17 protein-coding genes and 3 pseudogenes are annotated in these 18269 nt (G+C 66.4%); 11 read left to right on the forward strand and 9 right to left on the reverse strand.

The window, feature by feature from the left end; all coding sequences use genetic code 11:
* Positions 1 to 49 precede the first annotated feature (49 nt).
* A complete protein-coding gene (locus MKAN_RS10630; RefSeq protein ID WP_023368125.1) occupies positions 50 to 670 on the forward strand; it encodes a hypothetical protein in 621 nt (206 codons plus the stop codon).
* On the opposite strand, the gene MKAN_RS10635 is transcribed toward MKAN_RS10630, so the two are convergent.
* The 3 genes from MKAN_RS10635 to purB are packed head-to-tail and all read right to left on the reverse strand — an operon-like array spanning position 667 to position 4333.
* Complete coding sequence (locus tag MKAN_RS10635; RefSeq protein ID WP_023368127.1) at positions 667 to 1656, reverse strand: tellurite resistance/C4-dicarboxylate transporter family protein; 990 nt, start codon at positions 1654 to 1656, stop codon at positions 667 to 669. The genes MKAN_RS10630 and MKAN_RS10635 overlap by 4 nt on opposite strands.
* The gene (locus MKAN_RS10640) at positions 1653 to 2921 is read right to left on the reverse strand and encodes a cytochrome P450 (protein ID WP_023368129.1); all 1269 of its coding nucleotides are present in this window, start codon (positions 2919 to 2921) and stop codon (positions 1653 to 1655) included. The genes MKAN_RS10635 and MKAN_RS10640 overlap by 4 nt, the downstream gene beginning before the upstream one ends.
* Positions 2918 to 4333, reverse strand: coding sequence for an adenylosuccinate lyase (purB, locus tag MKAN_RS10645; RefSeq protein WP_023368131.1), 1416 nt, complete (start codon positions 4331 to 4333; stop codon positions 2918 to 2920). Before purB ends, MKAN_RS10640 begins: the two co-directional genes overlap by 4 nt.
* Before the next feature lie 387 nt (positions 4334 to 4720).
* Between purB and MKAN_RS31920 the strand changes: the two genes are divergently transcribed.
* The 4 genes and pseudogenes from MKAN_RS31920 to MKAN_RS10660 all read left to right on the forward strand — a co-directional run.
* Positions 4721 to 4927: a hypothetical protein gene (locus tag MKAN_RS31920; protein WP_225722884.1), complete on the forward strand. Its 207-nt coding sequence runs from the start codon at positions 4721 to 4723 to the stop codon at positions 4925 to 4927.
* A gap of 11 nt (positions 4928 to 4938) precedes the next feature.
* Positions 4939 to 5162: pseudogene (locus tag MKAN_RS31925) on the forward strand (IS110 family transposase); the annotation flags it as partial.
* A gap of 197 nt (positions 5163 to 5359) precedes the next feature.
* Positions 5360 to 5890: pseudogene (locus MKAN_RS31930) on the forward strand (PE family protein); the annotation flags it as partial.
* An 836-nt stretch (positions 5891 to 6726) separates the two neighbouring features.
* A pseudogene (locus tag MKAN_RS10660) lies at positions 6727 to 7455 on the forward strand (DUF429 domain-containing protein); the annotation flags it as partial.
* Positions 7456 to 7458: 3 nt separating this feature from the next.
* Here the strand turns inward: MKAN_RS10660 and MKAN_RS29570 are convergent.
* Positions 7459 to 8082, reverse strand: a complete 624-nt coding sequence (locus tag MKAN_RS29570) for a TetR/AcrR family transcriptional regulator (RefSeq protein ID WP_099184337.1) — start codon at positions 8080 to 8082, stop codon at positions 7459 to 7461.
* Between the two features lie 55 nt (positions 8083 to 8137).
* On the opposite strand from MKAN_RS29570, the gene MKAN_RS10665 reads away from it, so the two are divergent.
* The 6 genes from MKAN_RS10665 (at position 8138) to MKAN_RS10690 (ending at position 14891) form a co-directional block, all read left to right on the forward strand.
* Positions 8138 to 9049 (forward strand): alpha/beta hydrolase-fold protein, encoded by a 912-nt coding sequence (locus tag MKAN_RS10665; protein ID WP_023368141.1) that lies wholly within the window; start codon positions 8138 to 8140, stop codon positions 9047 to 9049.
* A gap of 80 nt (positions 9050 to 9129) precedes the next feature.
* Positions 9130 to 10668 (forward strand): gamma-glutamyltransferase family protein, encoded by a 1539-nt coding sequence (locus MKAN_RS10670; protein WP_023368143.1) that lies wholly within the window; start codon positions 9130 to 9132, stop codon positions 10666 to 10668.
* 261 nt (positions 10669 to 10929) lie between these two features.
* Positions 10930 to 11535, forward strand: a complete 606-nt coding sequence (locus tag MKAN_RS32985) for a class II aldolase/adducin family protein (RefSeq protein ID WP_364469927.1) — start codon at positions 10930 to 10932, stop codon at positions 11533 to 11535.
* Between the two features lie 30 nt (positions 11536 to 11565).
* On the forward strand, positions 11566 to 11802 hold the full coding sequence (locus MKAN_RS10680; protein WP_023368147.1) for a hypothetical protein: 237 nt from the start codon (positions 11566 to 11568) through the stop codon (positions 11800 to 11802).
* Positions 11803 to 12007: 205 nt separating this feature from the next.
* Positions 12008 to 13735: an aa3-type cytochrome oxidase subunit I gene (ctaD, locus tag MKAN_RS10685; protein WP_023368149.1), complete on the forward strand. Its 1728-nt coding sequence runs from the start codon at positions 12008 to 12010 to the stop codon at positions 13733 to 13735.
* Between the two features lie 241 nt (positions 13736 to 13976).
* Positions 13977 to 14891 (forward strand): universal stress protein, encoded by a 915-nt coding sequence (locus MKAN_RS10690; RefSeq protein WP_023368151.1) that lies wholly within the window; start codon positions 13977 to 13979, stop codon positions 14889 to 14891.
* A gap of 140 nt (positions 14892 to 15031) precedes the next feature.
* On the opposite strand, the gene MKAN_RS10695 is transcribed toward MKAN_RS10690, so the two are convergent.
* The 5 genes from MKAN_RS10695 to MKAN_RS31475 all read right to left on the reverse strand — a co-directional run bounded on the left by MKAN_RS10695 (position 15032) and on the right by MKAN_RS31475 (position 17718).
* Complete coding sequence (locus tag MKAN_RS10695; protein ID WP_198041704.1) at positions 15032 to 15925, reverse strand: sulfite exporter TauE/SafE family protein; 894 nt, start codon at positions 15923 to 15925, stop codon at positions 15032 to 15034.
* Between the two features lie 49 nt (positions 15926 to 15974).
* Positions 15975 to 16211 carry a YgaP family membrane protein gene (locus tag MKAN_RS10700; RefSeq protein WP_023368153.1) on the reverse strand — a complete coding sequence of 79 codons (237 nt, stop codon included), beginning with the start codon at positions 16209 to 16211 and terminating at the stop codon, positions 15975 to 15977.
* Positions 16212 to 16282: 71 nt separating this feature from the next.
* Positions 16283 to 16513, reverse strand: a complete 231-nt coding sequence (locus MKAN_RS10705; RefSeq protein ID WP_023368155.1) for a hypothetical protein — start codon at positions 16511 to 16513, stop codon at positions 16283 to 16285.
* Positions 16510 to 17340: a YeeE/YedE thiosulfate transporter family protein gene (locus MKAN_RS29575; protein WP_198036515.1), complete on the reverse strand. Its 831-nt coding sequence runs from the start codon at positions 17338 to 17340 to the stop codon at positions 16510 to 16512. Before MKAN_RS29575 ends, MKAN_RS10705 begins: the two co-directional genes overlap by 4 nt.
* Before the next feature lie 6 nt (positions 17341 to 17346).
* On the reverse strand, positions 17347 to 17718 hold the full coding sequence (locus MKAN_RS31475; protein WP_196233474.1) for a YeeE/YedE thiosulfate transporter family protein: 372 nt from the start codon (positions 17716 to 17718) through the stop codon (positions 17347 to 17349).
* Between the last annotated feature and the right edge of the window lie 551 nt (positions 17719 to 18269).

An 18269-nucleotide genomic window follows, 5' to 3' on the forward strand; every position in this document is an offset into this window, starting at 1 on the left:
GCCAGCCTATCGGTGGGGTCGGGCCGCGCACTGTGCTGGTATCAGTGCTATGCGATCACGGTTTGTGCCCTACTCGACCAGACCCGTCCGGCTGGCCATCCAGTTGTTCAGCGATATCACCGTTGCCGCGTGGACGACGGTCTGGGTGCTGGTCGGTCTGGCCGTCCACAGCGCCATCTCGACCATCGCCGAGGCGGGCCGTCAAATCGAGAACGGCTCCCAGGGCATTGCCGGCAACCTGGAGTCGGCAGGTCATGGAGCTCAGCACATCCCGTTGGTGGGTGATGCGGTCAGCAAGCCCTTCACGGCCGCCAGCGAGGCCGCGCTCGACATCGCCGGCGCCGGCCACAGCCTGGACACCACCGCGAGCTGGCTGGCCGTATTGCTGGCACTGGCGGTCGCCGCGACGCCGATCCTCGCGGTGGCCATGCCGTGGCTGTTCTTGCGGCTGCGGTTCTTCCGCCGCAAGTGGACCGTGACGACCCTGGCCACCACCGCGGCTGGTCAGCAGCTGCTGGCGCTGCGGGCATTGGCCAACCGGTCGCCGGCCAAACTGGCCGCCGTCAGCGCGGATCCGGTCGGCGGCTGGCGCCGTGAGGATCCCGCCACCATCCGGGGCCTGGCCGCACTCGAACTGCGAGCGGCGGGCGTGCGGCTCCGGGGACACTAATCGCGGTTGCCCACCACGGCGCGCCGCAGTCGCAGCAGGCCCGCGACGGCCACGATCACCCACGCCGTCACCGCGATCCAGCAGAACACCAGCGAAACGGTGCTCAGCGATCGCCGGCCCAACTCGGCTGCCGTGGCCTCGGTGGCCGCCGAGTACATACCCAGGGGAAACACGAACGCCCACCACACCCCGCCGAAGCGCAGCGCTTCGGGCTCCCGGCCGAAGCGGCGCAGGCCGAAGTACACCAGCGGAGGTATCCACAGCGTGGCGGCCACCCAGGTCACCACGGTCACGATGCACACCGGCCGGGCCAGCCAGGCCGCTGCCACCCGGTGGATGTTGTCGCCGGCCAATGTCGCTATGGCCAGGCCGCCCATCAGGATCCAGCTGTCAGGCTCGGCATTTTCCCGGTCCCGTCGGTCTTCTGCCGCCCGCCACACGATCAGCCACGTCATCAAGCCGTAGCTGCCCAGCGCCAAAACCCAGATGGGCATGGCGACGCCCAGCCAGCCGGGCTCACCGGTTGATCGGGCCACCTTGGCGGCCACGATCGCCAGGCCGGAGGTGCCGACGCTGACCAGCTCCCAGGCGCCGTGCGCCCGGTCGCGCAGCCGCGTCCACGGCCGCGCCGTGATGTTGCGGGCCGTGAGGACCACCAAGACCAGCCAGGACGACGACGCGGCCACGCCGAGGGTCAGCACCACCGCGACGTTGGCCATCAGCCGGCTGTCCAGCACCGCACACGCGGCGACGAAGGTGAACAGCCGCAGCGTGATGTCAGGATCGCGCAGGTCCCACACGCGAAACCGGCGGGTGAGGATCACCAGGGCGGTCAGGAACACCAGACCAAGCGACGCCAGAACGCCCATGGTCTCGCTGATCAGACGATAGTGGTGCTTCTCAGCGGCGATCGACACGATGCCGGTCGCCATCACCGCGGCGAAGACATCGGGTGACGGCTCGGCATCGGCGAGCCGAAGTGTCACTGTCCCTCACGTAGCTCCACGACCAGGTGGCGGATGCCGGTGTGCCGGTTGCTGCGAGTCCATTCGACCGGCCGCACCAGGCGCACGCCGGCGAACCGCGAGAGCAGTTCCTCGAACAGCACCCGCAGTTCCAGCCGAGCCAGATTGGCTCCCAGACAGTAGTGCACACCTTGGCCGAACCCTAAGTGCGGGTTGGGCTTTCGGGTGATGTCGAACTCGTCGGCGTGGTCGAACACGGCCGCGTCGCGGTTGGCCGAACCCTCCCAGATCTGTACCTTCTGCCCCGCCCGGATCGAGTGTCCGCCCAGGCTGACATCGCGGGTGGCGGTGCGCCGCTTGGACGGCGACGGCGACGTCCAGCGAACCATCTCCTCGACCGCCGACGGCAACATCTCGAGATCGTTGCGCAGCGCCCGCAATTGCTCGGGGTGTTCGGCCAGCGCCAGCAGCCCACCGCCCACCGCGTTGCGTGTCGTCTCGGCGCCGGCGCTGAACAGCAGGCTGAAGAACAGATAGAGCTCCAGATCCGACAGAGCCGGCGCATCTTGATCGTCGAGCATCGCGTTCGCGACGACAGACAACATGTCGTCGGTGGGGTCGGCGCGCTTGGACGCGATCAACTGCTGGCCGTAGGCGTACATCCGGGACCCGGCCTGCGCCGCTTGTTCGGAAACCGACACCGGCGACAGCGGCGACAGGGACGCCTTGCGGGAGCCGCCGAAGTCGAACTGCGGCTCGATCGCCTCGAACAGCCAATGCCGTTCGGACTCCGGCACTCCCAGCAGAATGCAGATCATCTGCATGGGCAGTTCGGCGGCGATGTCGACCAGGAAATCGACCGGTTCGCCCGGCTGCACCGCGTCTAGCAGCCGACGCGCCCGGGCCCGCAGATCATCCTCGACACGGCGGATCATCCGCGGCGTCAGCCCGGAGCTGACGAGCCGGCGAATCTGGGCGTGCCGCGGGTCGTCCATCATGTTGAGCACCTGGCCGGCGATGGCCAAGTCCTGCAGCAGCGTGCCGCCGAACGGCCGCTCGCCGCCGGTGACCGACGAGTACGTCACCGGATCCTTCAGCACCGCAAGCGTTTCCGGGTATGTGGCGACCGACCAGAAGCCTTCGCCGTCGGGGGTGTTGTCGGTCGGCTGGTGCCAGTACACCGGCGCTTCCCGGCGGTGGACCGCGAAGAGCTCGTGCGGGAATCCGTTGGCGAAGTTGTCCAGGTCGGTGAAGTCGATGCTCGAGAGCGCGCCCGCGAGAGTCATAGGATTGCTCCTGGCGTGTACTTAGCGGCTTCCGGGTAGCGGCCTACCAGCTTGTCTACCATCGCGACCACCTCGTCGACCTGGTCGGCGGCAGCGCCGGTGAACGCCTTGCGGTCGGCGAGGGCGGCGTCCAGCGCCGCGCGGTCAAGGGGCAACCGCGGATCGGCGGCCAACCGGTCCAGCAGGTCGGGTTCGGCGCCCTCGCGCATGGCCAGTGCGGTGGCGATCGCGTGTTCGCGGATCACGTGGTGCGCGCTCTCGCGGCCCATACCCGCGCGCACCGCCGCAATCAATACCTTGGTGGTGGCCAGGAACGGTAGGTAGCGATCCAGCTCGCGCTGGATCACCCGCGGGTAGGCGCCGAATTCGTCGAGCACCGTCAGAAATGTCTCCAGTTGTCCGTCGATGGCAAAGAAGCTGTCCGGCAAGGCAACTCGGCGCACCACCGAGCAGAAGACGTCGCCCTCGTTCCACTGCGCCCCGGCCAGTTCGGCGGCCATCGAGGCGTACCCGCGCAGCACCACCTGCAACCCGTCGACCCGTTCGCAACTGCGGGTGTTCATCTTGTGCGGCATCGCCGACGAGCCGACCTGCCCCGGCGCGAAACCCTCAGTGACCAGCTCGTGCCCGGCCATCAGCCGGATCGTGTGGGCCAGTGACGACGGTCCGGCGCCGAGCTGCACCAGCGCGGACACCACGTCATGGTCCAGCGAGCGCGGATACACCTGCCCGACACTGGTCAAAACGGTTGAGAAACCTAAGAAGTCAGCGATGCGGCGTTCCAGTCGGGCCAGCCTGGCCGGCTCGCCGCCCAGCAGGTCGAGCATGTCCTGCGCGGTGCCCATCGGGCCCTTGATGCCCCGCAACGGGTAGCGGTCGATCAGTTCTCGCAGCCTGGTCAACGCGATCAGCGTTTCCTGCGCCGCCGAAGCGAAACGCTTGCCCAAGGTGGTGGCCTGGGCGGCGACGTTGTGGCTGCGCCCGGTCATCACCAGGTCGCGGTAAGCCACCGCCCGTTCGGCCAGCCGGGCCACCACCGCCACGCCGTGAGAGAAAACCAACTCCAGCGATTGCCGGATCTGCAGCTGCTCGACGTTCTCGGTCAGATCACGACTGGTCATGCCCTTGTGCACGTGCTGGTGACCGGCGAGGTCGTTGAATTCCTCGATGCGGGCCTTGACGTCGTGGCGCAGCACCCGCTCCCGGGCCGCGATCGAGTCCAGGTCCACGTCGTCGAGCACCCGTTCGTAGTCGGCGATCGCCTCCTGCGGAACCTCCACTTCCAGTTCGGCTTGTGCCCGCAGCACCGCCAGCCATAGCCGCCGCTCGGCGACCACCTTGGCTTGCGGCGACCAGATCGCGACCATCTCGGCGCTGGCGTACCGGGAGGCCAGCACGTTCGGAATGCCCACGAAGACACAGCTTACGGTCTGGCGCGGGCCTGATTGGATTTCGTGGCTCCTCAGCGAGCTGCCGTCCTCGCGGGTCAACCGACGGCCCGCCTAAGCACTTGACTTCGCTACGGGGCAGGGCACCCGCCGGTAAGCGCATTCTCACGTGAGCCTCCAGTTCCGTTTCCGGGACGCCTCGCAGGCGTGAAAATGGGCTCGGGTCGCCTGCCGACGCCGACGTTTCCCTGGGATCAACGAACTCGCACGTGAGCCTGGGCGCCGGGGCCCGACCTGGAAGGGTCACGCACTGTTGCTTCGAGCACGCCGGTCAGACTTTCGGTTCCCTTGACCGAGGCCCCCAGGCGGTCCGCCCCGTTGGAGTGTGGATGTGTTTGGAGGACAAGCGAATTGAGTTCGAAGCCGAAACAGACACCGGTGCCGGAGGAGATTCCCGACGCCGAACACGAATTGGTGATCGAACGGGTATGCGCCATCGACGTGGCCAAGGCATCCGGCACGGTGTGCGTGCGGACCCCGCGGGAGCGCCGGCGGGTCAGCAAGGTGTGGGACGTGGAAGCCCCACCCGCGCGGTTACCGACCTGGCCGATCAACTGACCGAGCTGGAAGTCGACAAGGTCACCGTGGAGTCCACCTCCGATTACTGGCGGATCCGGTACTACCTGCTCGAGGCGACCGGACTCGACGTGCAGCTGGTCAACGCCCGTGCCGTGAAAAAGTGCCCGGCCGGCCCAAAACCGACAAACGCGACGCTGTCTGGCTGGCCAAGCTCACCGAAAAGGGGCTGCTGCGGTCCTCATTCGTGCCGCCCGCGCCGATCCGACAGCTGCGCCTGCCCACTCACCCTGGTAATTTTCCGGTCCGGCAACGAATAGGGTACGCGGGCATTTTGGATGATCAAGGCGAAATCGGGATTTCGCACCCCGTGCGGCGCTATGATTCGCTCCTGCCCAAGGGTTGATGGTGACCCGGGGCATCTCCCGGGGTCCGTCCTGGCTTATTGGGCCATGACCTAGTGGGAGGTGTCCGATGTCGTTTGTGATCGCGGTGCCGGAGTTGATGGCCGCAGCGGCCACGGACTTGGCGGGAATCGGTTCGACGATCGGGGCGGCCAACGCCGCGGCGGCGGGCAACGTCGAGTCGGTGCTGGCCGCGGGCGCTGATGAGGTGTCGGCGGCGGTGGCGGCGGTGTTTGGCGCGCACGCCCAGTCCTATCGAGCGGTGAGTGCGCGGGCGGCGGCGTTTCATGACCAGCTTGTGCAGGCCTTGGCCGCCGGCGGGGGGTCCTATGCGGCCGCCGAGGCCGCCAGCGCCGCGTCGATAACCAGTCCGCTGCTTAACGCACTCAACGCGCCCTTCCTGGCCGCTACCGGGCGCCCGCTGATCGGCAACGGCGCCAATGCGGCGGCGGGGTCCGGGGCAGCCGGCGGGGCCGGCGGGTGGTTGTACGGCAACGGCGGCGCGGGCGGGTCCGGCACGGTTGGCGGTGCCGGGGGGGCCGCCGGGCTGTTCGGCAACGGCGGCGCCGGCGGCGCCGCACTCGTCGGCGGCGGGGCCGGCGGTGCGGGCGGGGCTGGCGGGTTGTTGTTCGGCATCGGCGGCGCCGGCGGCACGGGCGCCAGCAACGCTGTGGGCGGGGCCGGCGGGGCCGGCGGGATCGGCGGGCTGTTCGGCGCGGGCGGGCCCGGCGGGGCCGGCGGGCTCAGCATCTTGGCCGGCGGCACGGGCGGGGCCGGCGGGGCCGGCGGCGCCGGCTTGCTGTTCGGCACCGGCGGCACCGGTGGGGCCGGCGGCAGCCAAACTGCTGGCGGCACAGGCGGGGTCGGCGGGGCCGGTGGCAACGCCGGCATCCTCTTCGGCTCCGGCGGCGCCGGCGGGGCCGGCGGGTTCGGCAGCGGCCTCGGGGCCGTCGGCGGGGCCGGCGGTGCCGGCGGCAACGCCGGCATGCTCTCCGGCGATGGCGGGGCCGGCGGCACCGGCGGGTTCGGCCCCGCAACCGGTGGGGTCGGGGGCACCGGCGGCAAGGCCGGGCTGTTCGGCGACGGCGGTGGCGGCGGTGCCGGCGGGGAGAGCTTTGGGACCGGCGGCAAAGGCGGGGCCGGCGGCGACGCCATGCTGATCGGCAACGGCGGTAACGGCGGTAAGGGTGGGACGGGCTTCGTGGCCGGCACCGGTGGCACCCCCGGCGCCGGGGGGATACTGCTCGGCCTGGACGGGTTGACCTAGCCGGCAAGCCGCGGCCACGCATTTCTTTCGCGACGTCCACCAGGCCTGAGCGGCGGCCAGCGTCGGCAGCATTCGGTCGTCGGCGTCTGGTGTATCGGGGGACATGTCCGGCCCAGGCGTTCTGCTTGGATTCGGGGCGCGCTCGATCGACCACGCCTACCCTTCGGCCTATGTACTTCGCCGGTGTGGACCTCGCCTGGGCGGGCCGCAATCCCACGGGTGTTGCGGTGATCGACGACGACGGCGTGCTGGTGCGCGTGCGTGCCGTCCGCGACGACGCGGAGGTGCTGGCGGCGTTGCGGCCGTACACCGCCGGCCCTTGCCGGGTCGCGTTCGACGCGCCGCTGGTGGTGACCAACCCGTCCGGTCAACGGCCGGCCGAGACCGCACTCAACCGCGACTTCCGCGCATTCGAGGCTGGTGCGTATCCGACGAACGCCGGAAGACCCGAGTTCGCCGACGGCCCGCGCGCGGCACGGCTGTCCGGTGCGCTGGGCCTGGATATGGATCCGTTCTCGGCGGGCCCCCGGCGGGCCATCGAGGTCTACCCGCATGCGGCGACGGTGGCGCTGTTTCGGCTGTCCCGCACGCTGAAGTACAAGGCCAAGCCCGGCCGCAGTGCCGAACAGCTCAAATCGGAGCTGCTGCGGTTGATGGACGGCATCGAGGGACTGGAAAAGACGTCACCGCCGCTGCGCGTGACCGGCCATGCCGACTGGCTCTCGTTGCGCCGGCAGGTGCAGGCCGCCGTGCGCAAGTGCGAGCTGCGCCGCGCCGAAGACCCCATCGACGCCGTGGTCTGCGCATACGTAGCCCGGTACGCCGAACGCCGCCCGTCCGACATCACCGTCTACGGAGACTTCGCGACCGGCTACGTCGTCACGCCGACGTTGCCCGCGGCGCTACACCCGGATCGGCCGTTGGTCGACCGGCGCAAGCACATCGATGAGATCGACCACGGTTGCCAGCGCGGCGCCGCGCGCGTCGCGCCCTTCGACCAGCGCGGAGACCACCGAACCGTCGACCGCGCAGATCAGGGTGCACACCAGTTCGATGCGCACGGACCGGCCGGATCGCTCGATGGCCTCGGCAACCCCCTCGGCGCGCTGGCGTAGGTTGCGGCGCATGCTTTCCCGCAACGCGGGCAGGCGGGTACAGGCGATATGCCGCTCGTATCGCGATATCAGCTGTTCGGCGAGCCCCGGGCCGTCCACGTCCCCCACAAGCAGGTCGACCAGCACTTCACCGGTGGTCTCGGGTCCCCGTCGCCGCCGCGGCAGCGCGTTGACCCGCGCCCGTAACTGCGCCACCTCGATCATCCCGATGTGTTCGACCGCGCGGGCGATCAGATCATCGAGGGACGAAAAGTAGTAAGTGGTAGAGGCCAACGGCAGTCCGGCGCGCCGGGCGACGGCCCGGTGACGTACTGCTTCGAATCCGCCCTCGCCAAGCAGCTCGGCAGCGGCGCTGACCAACGCATACCGCCGACGTTCTCCTTTTGGAGTAACAGCTGCCGTCACGCCCACCCATGCTGCCAGTGAAATTGGTACTACATTGCCATTTTCGCTAAACGGCCATGGCATGATGGCCCGCATGCCGGACTTAAGTCGCCGCGCCGTGCTCGGCCTTGGCGCCAGCGCGACCCTTGGCGCAGGCGGCGTATTCGCACTCGACATGCTGCTCCAGCCACGGACTTCGCATGCCACTCCGGCGCCGGCGATTGGCACAAACGTTCCGTTGGCGCCGACACGACCGCTCGATCCACCGCCACCGGCTCAGGCCGCGCCGACGATGACGACCGGCTCGTTCGTATCGGCGGCGCGGGGGGGAATATCGACCAACTGGGCCATCGCCCGTCCGCCCGGCCAGACCAAGCCGCTGCGGCCGGTGATCGCGCTGCACGGCAAGGGCAGCGACGCGGCCACCGTGATGGCCGGCGGCGTCGAACAGGGCCTGGCACAAGCCGTCAACGCCGGGCTACCGCCGTTTGCTGTGGTCGCCGTCGACGGGGGCGGCAGCTACTGGCATAAACGGGCTTCCGGCGAGGATTCCGGGGCCATGGTGCTCAGTGAGCTCATCCCGCTGCTGGACACCCATAACCTGGACACCTCGCGGGTGGCATTTCTGGGCTGGTCGATGGGCGGTTACGGGGCGTTACTGCTCGGCGGCCGACTCGGACCGGCTCGGACCGCGGCGATATGCGCGGTGAGCCCGGCGCTATGGCTGACGGCCGGCGCGGCCGCACCCGGCGCGTTCGACGGAGCCGACGACTTTGCCGCGAACTCGGTGTTCGGCATGCCCGCGCTGGGTTCCATTCCAATCCGGGTGGATTGCGGCGACAGCGATCCCTTTTATTCGGCGACCAAACAGTTCATCGCTCAACTACCGAACCCGCCCGCGGGCGGGTTCTCCCCCGGCGGGCACAACGGCGGGTTTTGGAGCTCACAGCTGCCCGCCGAGTTGACCTGGATGGCACCGCTGCTGACGGCGTGACCGCCAGGGCATGCGAGGATCGCCCGGTGAACCCGTCTGGAAGACCGTTCGGTTGGAGTTTTCCCTACGCCTGGCCACGAATGCCGATCCTGGGCCGAAACGTCGTCGCCACCTCACAGCCGCTCGCCGCCCAGGCCGGTCTGCGGATGCTCGCCGAAGGGGGGAACGCGGTAGACGCCGCTATCGCCACCGCCATCACCCTGACACTGGTGGAACCGGTGTCCAACGGCATCGGCTCCGATGCCTTCGCCGTCGTCTGGGACGGCACGCGGCTACACGGGTTGAATGCCTCCGGCCGCTCACCTGCGGCGTGGACGCCGGAATACTTCGGCGGCAACGGCGTTCCCGCGCTCGGCTGGAATTCGGTGACGGTACCGGGTGCCGTGTCGGCGTGGACCGATCTGCACGCGGAGTTCGGAAACCTACCGTTCGAACGACTTTTTGAGCCGGCTATCTCTCACGGCCGCAAGGGGTTTCCGGTGTCACCGATCGTCGCCGCGCAATGGGAGGCTCAGGTACCCCTGCTCGCGTCGCAGCCCGGGTTCGCCGAGGCGTTCCTGCCCGGTGGCCGCGCGCCAAAACCCGGTGAGCTGTTCAGGTTTCCAGACCACGCGGACACCCTGGAGAAGATCGCCGCCACCCATGGTGAAGCGTTCTACCGGGGAGAGCTGGCCGAAAAGCTCGAAGCGCACGCCAGAGCCAACGGCGCCGCGATGCGAGTCAGCGACCTGGCCGCCCATCGCAGCGACTGGGTGGGCACCATCACTGGCACATACCGCGGCTACACCATTCACGAGATCCCGCCCAACGGCCAGGGCATCGTCGCCCTGATCGCGCTCGGGATACTCGAGCAGTTCGACATGGCCTCGCTGCCAGTCGATTCCGCGGACAGCGTGCATCTGCAGATCGAGGCGCTCAAACTCGCGTTCGCCGATGCGCAGGCTTATGTCGCCGACATCGACCACATGCCGCTGCTTCCGGAGCACCTGCTCGACGAACAGTACCTGCGGGGGCGCGCCGCGCTGATCGATCTCAAACACGCCAAGCCGGCGTCGGCTGGAAGTCCAAGGGGCGGCACCGTGTATCTCACCGCAGCAGATGCCTCCGGAATGATGGTGTCGATGATCCAGTCGAACTACCTGGGCTTCGGGTCCGGCGTGGTGGTGCCGGGAACCGGCATCTCACTGCAGAATCGCGGCTCGGGTTTTGTTGCGACGCAAGGTCATCCGAACCAGGTCGGACCTGGCAAGCGGCCCTTCCACACCATCATCCCGGGGTTCGTGACCAAGGACGGCGCGCCGGTGCTGAGTTTCGGCGTGATGGGTGGCCAGATGCAACCACAAGGCCACGTGCAGGTGCTGGTCCGCATCGCCGACTACGGCCAGAACCCCCAGACGGCGTGCGACGGCCCCCGATTCCGGTGGGTGCAGGGACTGCAGGTCTGCTGCGAAAACGGCTTTCCGCCGGCAACACTCGACGACTTGCGCAGGCGCGGGCATGAGCTGGTCACGGTGGACGACTACAACCAGTTCGGCAGCTGCCAGGCGATCTGGCGTCTCGATGACGGATATGTCGCGGCCAGTGACCCGCGCCGCGACGGTCAGGCTGTGGCGTTCTGACCCAGCGGTGTCCGCAGGAGTTCGGCTACTTTTCCCTGCGCGGCTGCGGTCCAATTTTGGGTTGCCAACAGCGGCGGTTTGCTGAGCACCTAGCCGGGTACCCGGCGGGCAAGACTCGCAGGTACAGGGGGTAGGCGGGACGGCGCAGCAATTCAGCGAGCAGCGGGAAACGCTCGTCGTCGCGATACACCGCATGTTCGAGGCCGGGTGATGTCCCATGCCGGACATGCGAGCGCCTCCGTCCGCCTCGTCAACGAGCGCATGCTGCTCACCGCATCGGGCAGGGTGCGGAACCTCACCACCGATCGGCTCGCCGTCGTCGACCACGACGGCAAACCGCTCGACGGACAGCTTGAGCCCGCCGTCGCCGAGATTGTTCCCATGCACGCCGCGGTGTATCGGGCCCGGCCAAACGTGGGCGGCGTTATCCACACTCACTCCCCGGCGGTTACCGCATTCGCCCTCGCACACCGCCCGCTGCCCTGCCGTTACGAGGCGCTGCTGCGTTTCGGCCAAGCCACAGCTGCGCCTGTGGTGCCGTGGGCACCCCAAGTGTGTCCGTGTCACAGGCTGCCAGGTCACTCTCAATTAGCCATCCGCGGCACCGCGCCGGCGTTCTGGGTAGAACGCCACCTGCGACCCACGCGGTGGGGGGCGCGGAACAACCAGGATGTGCGTGGCCAGCGATGCCCGTGGGCATGGCAAGTGCCGACGGCAGTTGCACGGGTCTACCAGGTCAGGTGGGAAGCGGTGGCCGACAGGATGGCAAGCGTCAGCGTCCTGATTATCGAGATTGTCTCCCGGTATGCCGTCTTCGTAGCGACACCCGTGGGTGGTTTGACCAGCTCACGATCCCCGGCGCCATAATACCCATACGGGTATCGGTATAGTGCGGATATGAACAACACACCGCCGTGCAACGACGTGATGGACCTGGCGCAGTGGTTGATCGCGGAGAACGGCTACTACACCAATTGCATCCACTCGGCCTGGTACCAAAACCAGACGGAGCTGACCGCCAAACTCCATGAAGCTCAAGAACGCAACGAGCGTCTGGCGACCGCGAACACCGAGCTGCAAGAGCGCCTCGACAGTCTCACCGAGGCTGACGCCACGCTGCTAGGTGAGGCGTAAGCCTCAGTGAGCCTGGCAGGGGTCAAGCCAAATGCCAGCACCATTTTCCGCTACCGATACGCAGTGGTGCGCGCAAGCTGCGGCCGTCATGCGTCGATCCAGGTAGGCGGTCGCACCGATGTGACGAACACATCCACACCTCGCTGGTATCCCGCTGGCGATGACGGCTATCACGCTCATCGTCGTGGGTACACATAGGAGCACCATGACTGCCGAAGCGCCGCCTGCCGCACCGTTGTACCCGCGCCGCCCGTTTCCGGCCCGGTCGGGCCCGAAGGGCGCGCTGGTCTACAAGTTGGTCACAACAACTGATCACAAGACGATCGGCGTCATGTACGTCGTCACCAGCTATGCGTTGTTTTTTGTGGCTGGACTGATGGCGTTGCTGATCCGCACCGAGCTCGCCGCGCCGGGCCTGCAGTTCCTGTCCAACGAGCAGTACAACCAGCTGTTCACCATGCACGGCACCATCATGTTGCTGCTGTATGCCACACCAATCGTTTTCGGCTTTGCCAACCTGGTGCTGCCGCTGCAGATCGGCGCCCCCGATGTGGCATTCCCGCGGCTGAATGCCTTCTCATACTGGTTGTTCTTGTTCGGCGCACTGATCACTCTCGCAGGTTTCATCACCCCGGGCGGCGCCGCCGACTTCGGCTGGACCGCCTACACCCCGCTGAGCAACGCCATACATAGCCCTGGCGCTGGCGGCGACCTGTGGATCATGGGACTGATCGTCGCCGGGCTGGGCACCATCCTCGGTGCGGTCAACATGATCACCACCGTGGTGAGTATGCGTGCGCCCGGGATGACGATGTTTCGGATGCCGATTTTCACCTGGAACATCCTGGTGACCTCGATCCTCGTGCTGATAGCCTTTCCGCCCCTGACCGCCGCACTATTCGCCTTGGCCTATGACCGCCACCTCGGGGCCCATATCTATGACCCGGCAAACGGCGGCCCAATTCTGTGGCAGCACCTGTTCTGGTTCTTCGGCCATCCCGAGGTCTACATCGTGGCGCTGCCGTTCTTCGGGATCGTTACCGAGATCATCCCGGTGTTCAGCCGCAAACCAATCTTCGGCTACACCACCTTGGTGTACGCCACTCTCGGGATTGCCGGGCTGTCGATGACGGTGTGGGCTCATCACATGTTCGCCACCGGAGCCGTTCTCCTGCCGTTCTTTTCGCTCACCTCGTACTTGATCGCGGTGCCCACCGGCATCAAGTTCTTCAACTGGATCGGCACCATGTGGAAGGGGCAGTTGACCTTTGAAACGCCCATGCTATGGGCGTTCGGCTTTCTGGTCACCTTCCTGCTCGGTGGGCTGTCCGGTGTGCTGCTGGCGAGCCCGCCGCTGGATTTCCATGTTCATGACACCTATTTCGTGGTCGCCCACTTCCACTACGTGCTCTTCGGCACCATCGTGTTCGCCTCGTTCGGCGGGGTGTACTTCTGGTTTCCGAAGATGACCGGCCGTCTGCTGGATGAGCGGCTGGGCAAGCTCCACTTCTGGTTGACCCTCATCGGCTTCCATACCACGTTTCTGGTGCAACATTGGCTGGGCAATATGGGTATGCCACGGCGCTACGCGGACTATCTGGCCACCGACGGGTTCCAGCCGCTCAACATCGTCTCCACCATCGGGGCGCTCATCCTCGGAGTGTCGATGTTGCCGTTCGTGTGGAACGTGTTCAAGAGCTGGCGCTACGGCGAACCGGTGAGCGTCGATGATCCGTGGGGATACGGCAATTCGCTGGAGTGGGCCACCACCTGCCCACCGCCCCGGCACAATTTCACCGAACTGCCCCGCGTCCGATCTGAACGTCCCGCTTTCGAATTGCACTACCCGCACATGGTGCCGCGCATGCGTGAGGAGTTGCACCTCGGCCACCACACCCGGGAAGGGCAATCGCCAGTCGTGCATCCACCGTGAGCGACCGAAGATGTTTCCGGCCGCACCGACGCGCGCGGGCGACCAGCCGAACGGTGCCTGGGCTCCCCGCCGGCGGTGTGCGCGCCGCCCGGAACCGGCAAAGGTGGTCCCGGCTGACCGTGGGCCCGGGTGGGAAGGTCGCTCGGCCCCCAGCGCCTGGGACCGATACCTCCTATCACGCGTCACGGAGTTCTAATGTCGAACGTGCTGAACACAATTCCCTAGGAAACGAGGCAGCAAAATGTCCAGCGAGATTACGGATCCGGGAATCGTCGTCGGCGTCGACGGATCTACTTTTTCAAACGCGGCGGCGCGGTGGGCCGTCCGTGAGGCGACGATGCGCAACCTGGCAGTGACTCTTGTGCACGCCGCAGCCCCGGTGCCTGGCGGCTCGCCGCTCCTCGAGTGGTCGGGAGACCCCATACCGGACGAATTGATGCAGCAGCTGGATGGAAGCGCACGGCGGGTGCTCGCCGACACAATCAAGCTCGTCGAAAACATAACCGGAGACCGCCGCCCGCGGATCAACAGCGAACTGACTTCCCTTGCGCCCGTCCCCGCGCTGGTCGACCTGTCCACAAAAGCCGACATGGTCGTGGTCGGTAGCCGCGGACAGGGAACTGTGAAACGCATGCTACTGGGATCCGTCAGCACCGGGCTGGTCCATCACGCCCATTGCCCGGTCGCGGTGATCCACAACGACATTCCCGCACCGCGCGAGGGACCAGTGCTCGTCGGCATCGATGGTTCGCCGGCATCGGAGCGGGCGACCGCCATCGCCTTCGAGGAGGCTTCGTGGCGGGGCGCGGAATTGGTGGCACTGCACGCCTGGACCGATGCCGAAGTTCCCGGCACGCCAAGCCGCGAGTGGACCGGATTGACCAGGACGTCATGGTCAACTCTGCAATCGGAAGCCGACGAAACATTGGCGGAGCGTTTGGCGGGCTGGCGGGACCGCTATCCCGATGTCGACGTTGAACGTGTAGTCGTCGTCAACCGGCCCGCGCAGCACCTCGTCGAGCGCTCGGAATCAGCGCAGCTGGTGGTCGTCGGAAGCCACGGGCGTGGTGGCTTCGCCGGAATGCTGCTCGGATCGGTCAGCACCGCGGTGGTGCACGCGGTACGCACACCTGTGATCGTCGCGCGAGGCGGTTAACCACCTAAGGCTGATGGGCCACGAAATAGCTTGGCAACCGGGCATTTCGGTGCGCACGACGATTCGCGATCACGCGCGCCTCTCCAGGGTTTTCGGCGCACTTGCCGGCGCTTCTCTGGTCTCGAGACCGATTTGCCCGGTCACATCGACAGAATCGACTGGGCCGCCGTATAACAGGCGACAGCGACGAGAAGCCACACGAACCACCTGGTGAGACGCGCCGCCGGGACTCGGCTGGCGATCATATCTCCGAGGAGCACCCCGACGATTCCCCCCGCGGTAAAAGGGATCGCCACCCCCCACTCGATTCCGCCGCTCGACAGGCGGAACAGAACACCTTCTGCCGAGCTGATGGCGATCACCAGCAGCGAGGTCCCGACCGCGACGGGCATCTCGTAATCGAGCGCCAGGACCAGCGCCGGCACGATCACAAAGCCTCCGCCTACCCCGAAGAAGCCGGTGAGAAAGCCCACGACGCTGCCGGCGATCAGCACCCGCCAGGCCGTGGCCGTCACAGTCCGCCGGTGACCACTGACATTGCCCGCCGACTTCGTCGCCGGGGATGCATCACGCACGCTTGCGGATTGATCTCTGGCACCGTCGGCAGCGACTGTCGCTAATTGTCTGGTGTGGCAGGGCGTCTCAGCTTGCCGTGCGTGCATACGCCACGCAGCCACCAGTATCAACGCCGAAAACGAAAGCAACAGAACATCGTTGGGGACGGCACGGCTGAGCAGCGAACCCAGTAGCGAGCCGCCAAGGCCGGCCAGCCCGAAAGTCAATCCGGAGAAGAGCCGCACCGAGCCCGTCCGCAGGTGCCCGACCATCCCCACCAGCGCCGTGGCTCCCACCGTCACCAGCGAGGTCGCCGTCGCTGTATGGGCCGTCTCGCCCACTCCGTAGACAAGGGCAGGCACTGCCAGGATCGATCCACCGCCGCCGAGGGCTCCGAGTGCGAGCCCGATCAAGATGCCGAACGGCGCCGCGGCAACGACGGCGCCCGTGCTCACCGCTGCTGGATGAACAGTGCTCACTGCGGGTTACGCCATTCGCGGCCGCGTGCCAAAAGCGTCGCCGACCGGCTCACGCGCCACGGTCTAGCGCGCGCTCGGCACCCGTTGGCAAGCCCAGACGATGCAGCAGCAGGCTTGTCGGGCACCAGCCCACGGCCGCGTTGAGCAGCAAGTTCGCGCCGACGAATCCGGTGAACAAGCGCAGCCGGGCCGAACGCTCGCCCCCTACCATCTGCGTGGTAATCACTACCGCGCCGGCGATGAGGCTCACGACCCGTTCGAGGGTCCATCCCTGCGGCTTGGGCATGCCGAATACTCCACGCGTCAATGCGCATTCTTCTTGCTGAACCTGCACCGTGCGCCTCCTGATCAATTGTCCTACCGGCTCGCCGGGTTTTGGTCGGTCGAGTCGTCATCAGGTACCCGCTTCCGTGTGTAGTACACCGTGAGGTAGGCGAGCAGTCCCAGGGGGACGACGGCCGTGACCAGCACTTCACCCAAAGTCAACGGTGTGGACGTGCGATTGTGGGTCACCAGTCCCGCAACCGCACAGGTCGCGGCAGCGCAGCACAACACAACGACGAGCAACCGTTTGTCACCTGTTTTCATCCTGATACCTTTTCGCTGGCATCCCCATAGGTGACGCGAGCCGTCGCGATCATGCCGATAAAGACGGCTACCGTGAAGCACCAGGCACTGACCGCCATTTGAATGCCACCACTGAGAATGTGCCCACTGGCACACCCATCCGCCATTCGCGCGCCAAACATCAAGATGAAGAAGCCGCCGAAGCTACCAATTGCGCGCTTCACTGGACTCGCCCCAAACCTATTACGCCACGACGGGGGAACGATCGGCTTGAACCCCTGGAAGTAACGGCTCACCAATACAGCCGTAATCAAGGCACCCAGGAAGGTTCCGATATCCGAAAATGGCTCCCATCCTACCTTTTGAGTCACCAAATGAGTATATTCAGAGTTCGGGAGGAACAGCTGGCCGGCAAACCACGAGTATGTGCTAGATTCGCCGACGATCTGGTGCAAGAAAATCGCCGCGACCACCGCAATACCGAGTAATGCGCTCGTTCCCAGCTTCGCCCGCGAGTAAGAATTACCGTCGGCGACGTCGGCGACGATCCTGCTGTCGAGCTTTCCCAACCGGCCCTGATCCAAGCCGCCTTCCGCGAGGTACGCAAGGGTGTCCGAGATCAGCTCCGGCTCGCGTGGGTCGACCTTCCCCCGGCCACGCCGAGATAAACAACTCCTGCCATGGGGGTAGCGCGGAAGCAATGCCGTGCCGACAAGAATCGCAATCGCGTAGCCGACAGCAATGAGAAGCGTGAATACCGGGCGAATGTGATCTATTGATCCAGACGCAATAAGGCTACCGTAATTTGCCCTATTTACTAGCCAGCGGCCAACCGCCGTCGGATACACCAGTGTTTACGCGACCGCACCGAGAATACCACCGGGAAATGCATACAATGCGTCGCGACGTCCTTCACCCAGCGCCATTAACTCTGAGCCCGGAAAATAGCCGGAAATAGCCATTCCAGCACCGAAAAGAAGCCCACCAAGCATAACACCGGCAACGTATACCGGTTTCGGTGAAAAATGCATGGAGAACCCCATCGAATACAGCCCGTACAAGGTGACGGCGCCAACTGCTGAGGCGATGGCTATGCAGCCGACTAGCAGCCTGTCCTTCCATCGGGCTAACCGGATCACGGTCTCGGGATTCGCTATTCCCCAAAGCTCACCGATGCCTCCGAGCAGCATTCCAACGATGACACCGATCCAGAGCGGAGCAGTCACCCTTATCATCGCCGTGGTTCCCTGCCGGCCATCAATCGTTTCGCGGGGCGGGTCATCGTGGTGGACCTCCGATTCAATTCCTGATACCCAGTAGTCAAAATCTCACACTGTGCCTCGCCCACGGCGCCCCGATTCGGTCGCGCCGCGAGGCGGGTCGCGTGCACCCTCCCGAGAGTTGGGCAACTGGGGTTGGGTGTGGTGCCGCCCGTCCATGACGCGGCGGTCGCCCGCCGCACTTTGAGACGCTGATGCTGCCTTCAGCCGCCAGCACCGTGATCCTTTCGAAAGTGGCTGCCTGGCAGGCGGATTGAATTCAGGACGCGGTAGGATGCTCACATGCCGCGCACCGGCCAGCGCCCGTGCTCACCACCGACCGCTTCGCTGCAATCGCCAGAACTCGCTCGGTTCCGGGCACCGGGCATCGCGCCGGGAAACCGTGACCCGCGTTTCGCCCCGACACTATGTCGGCCTTCGTTGACAAGTCCATTGGCGGGACCGGCACCAAGGTGTGGGACCTTACACGCCGCCGAACCAACGGTGAACTAACGGTA

The organism is Mycobacterium kansasii ATCC 12478 (assembly GCF_000157895.3).
Classification (GTDB): domain Bacteria; phylum Actinomycetota; class Actinomycetes; order Mycobacteriales; family Mycobacteriaceae; genus Mycobacterium; species Mycobacterium kansasii.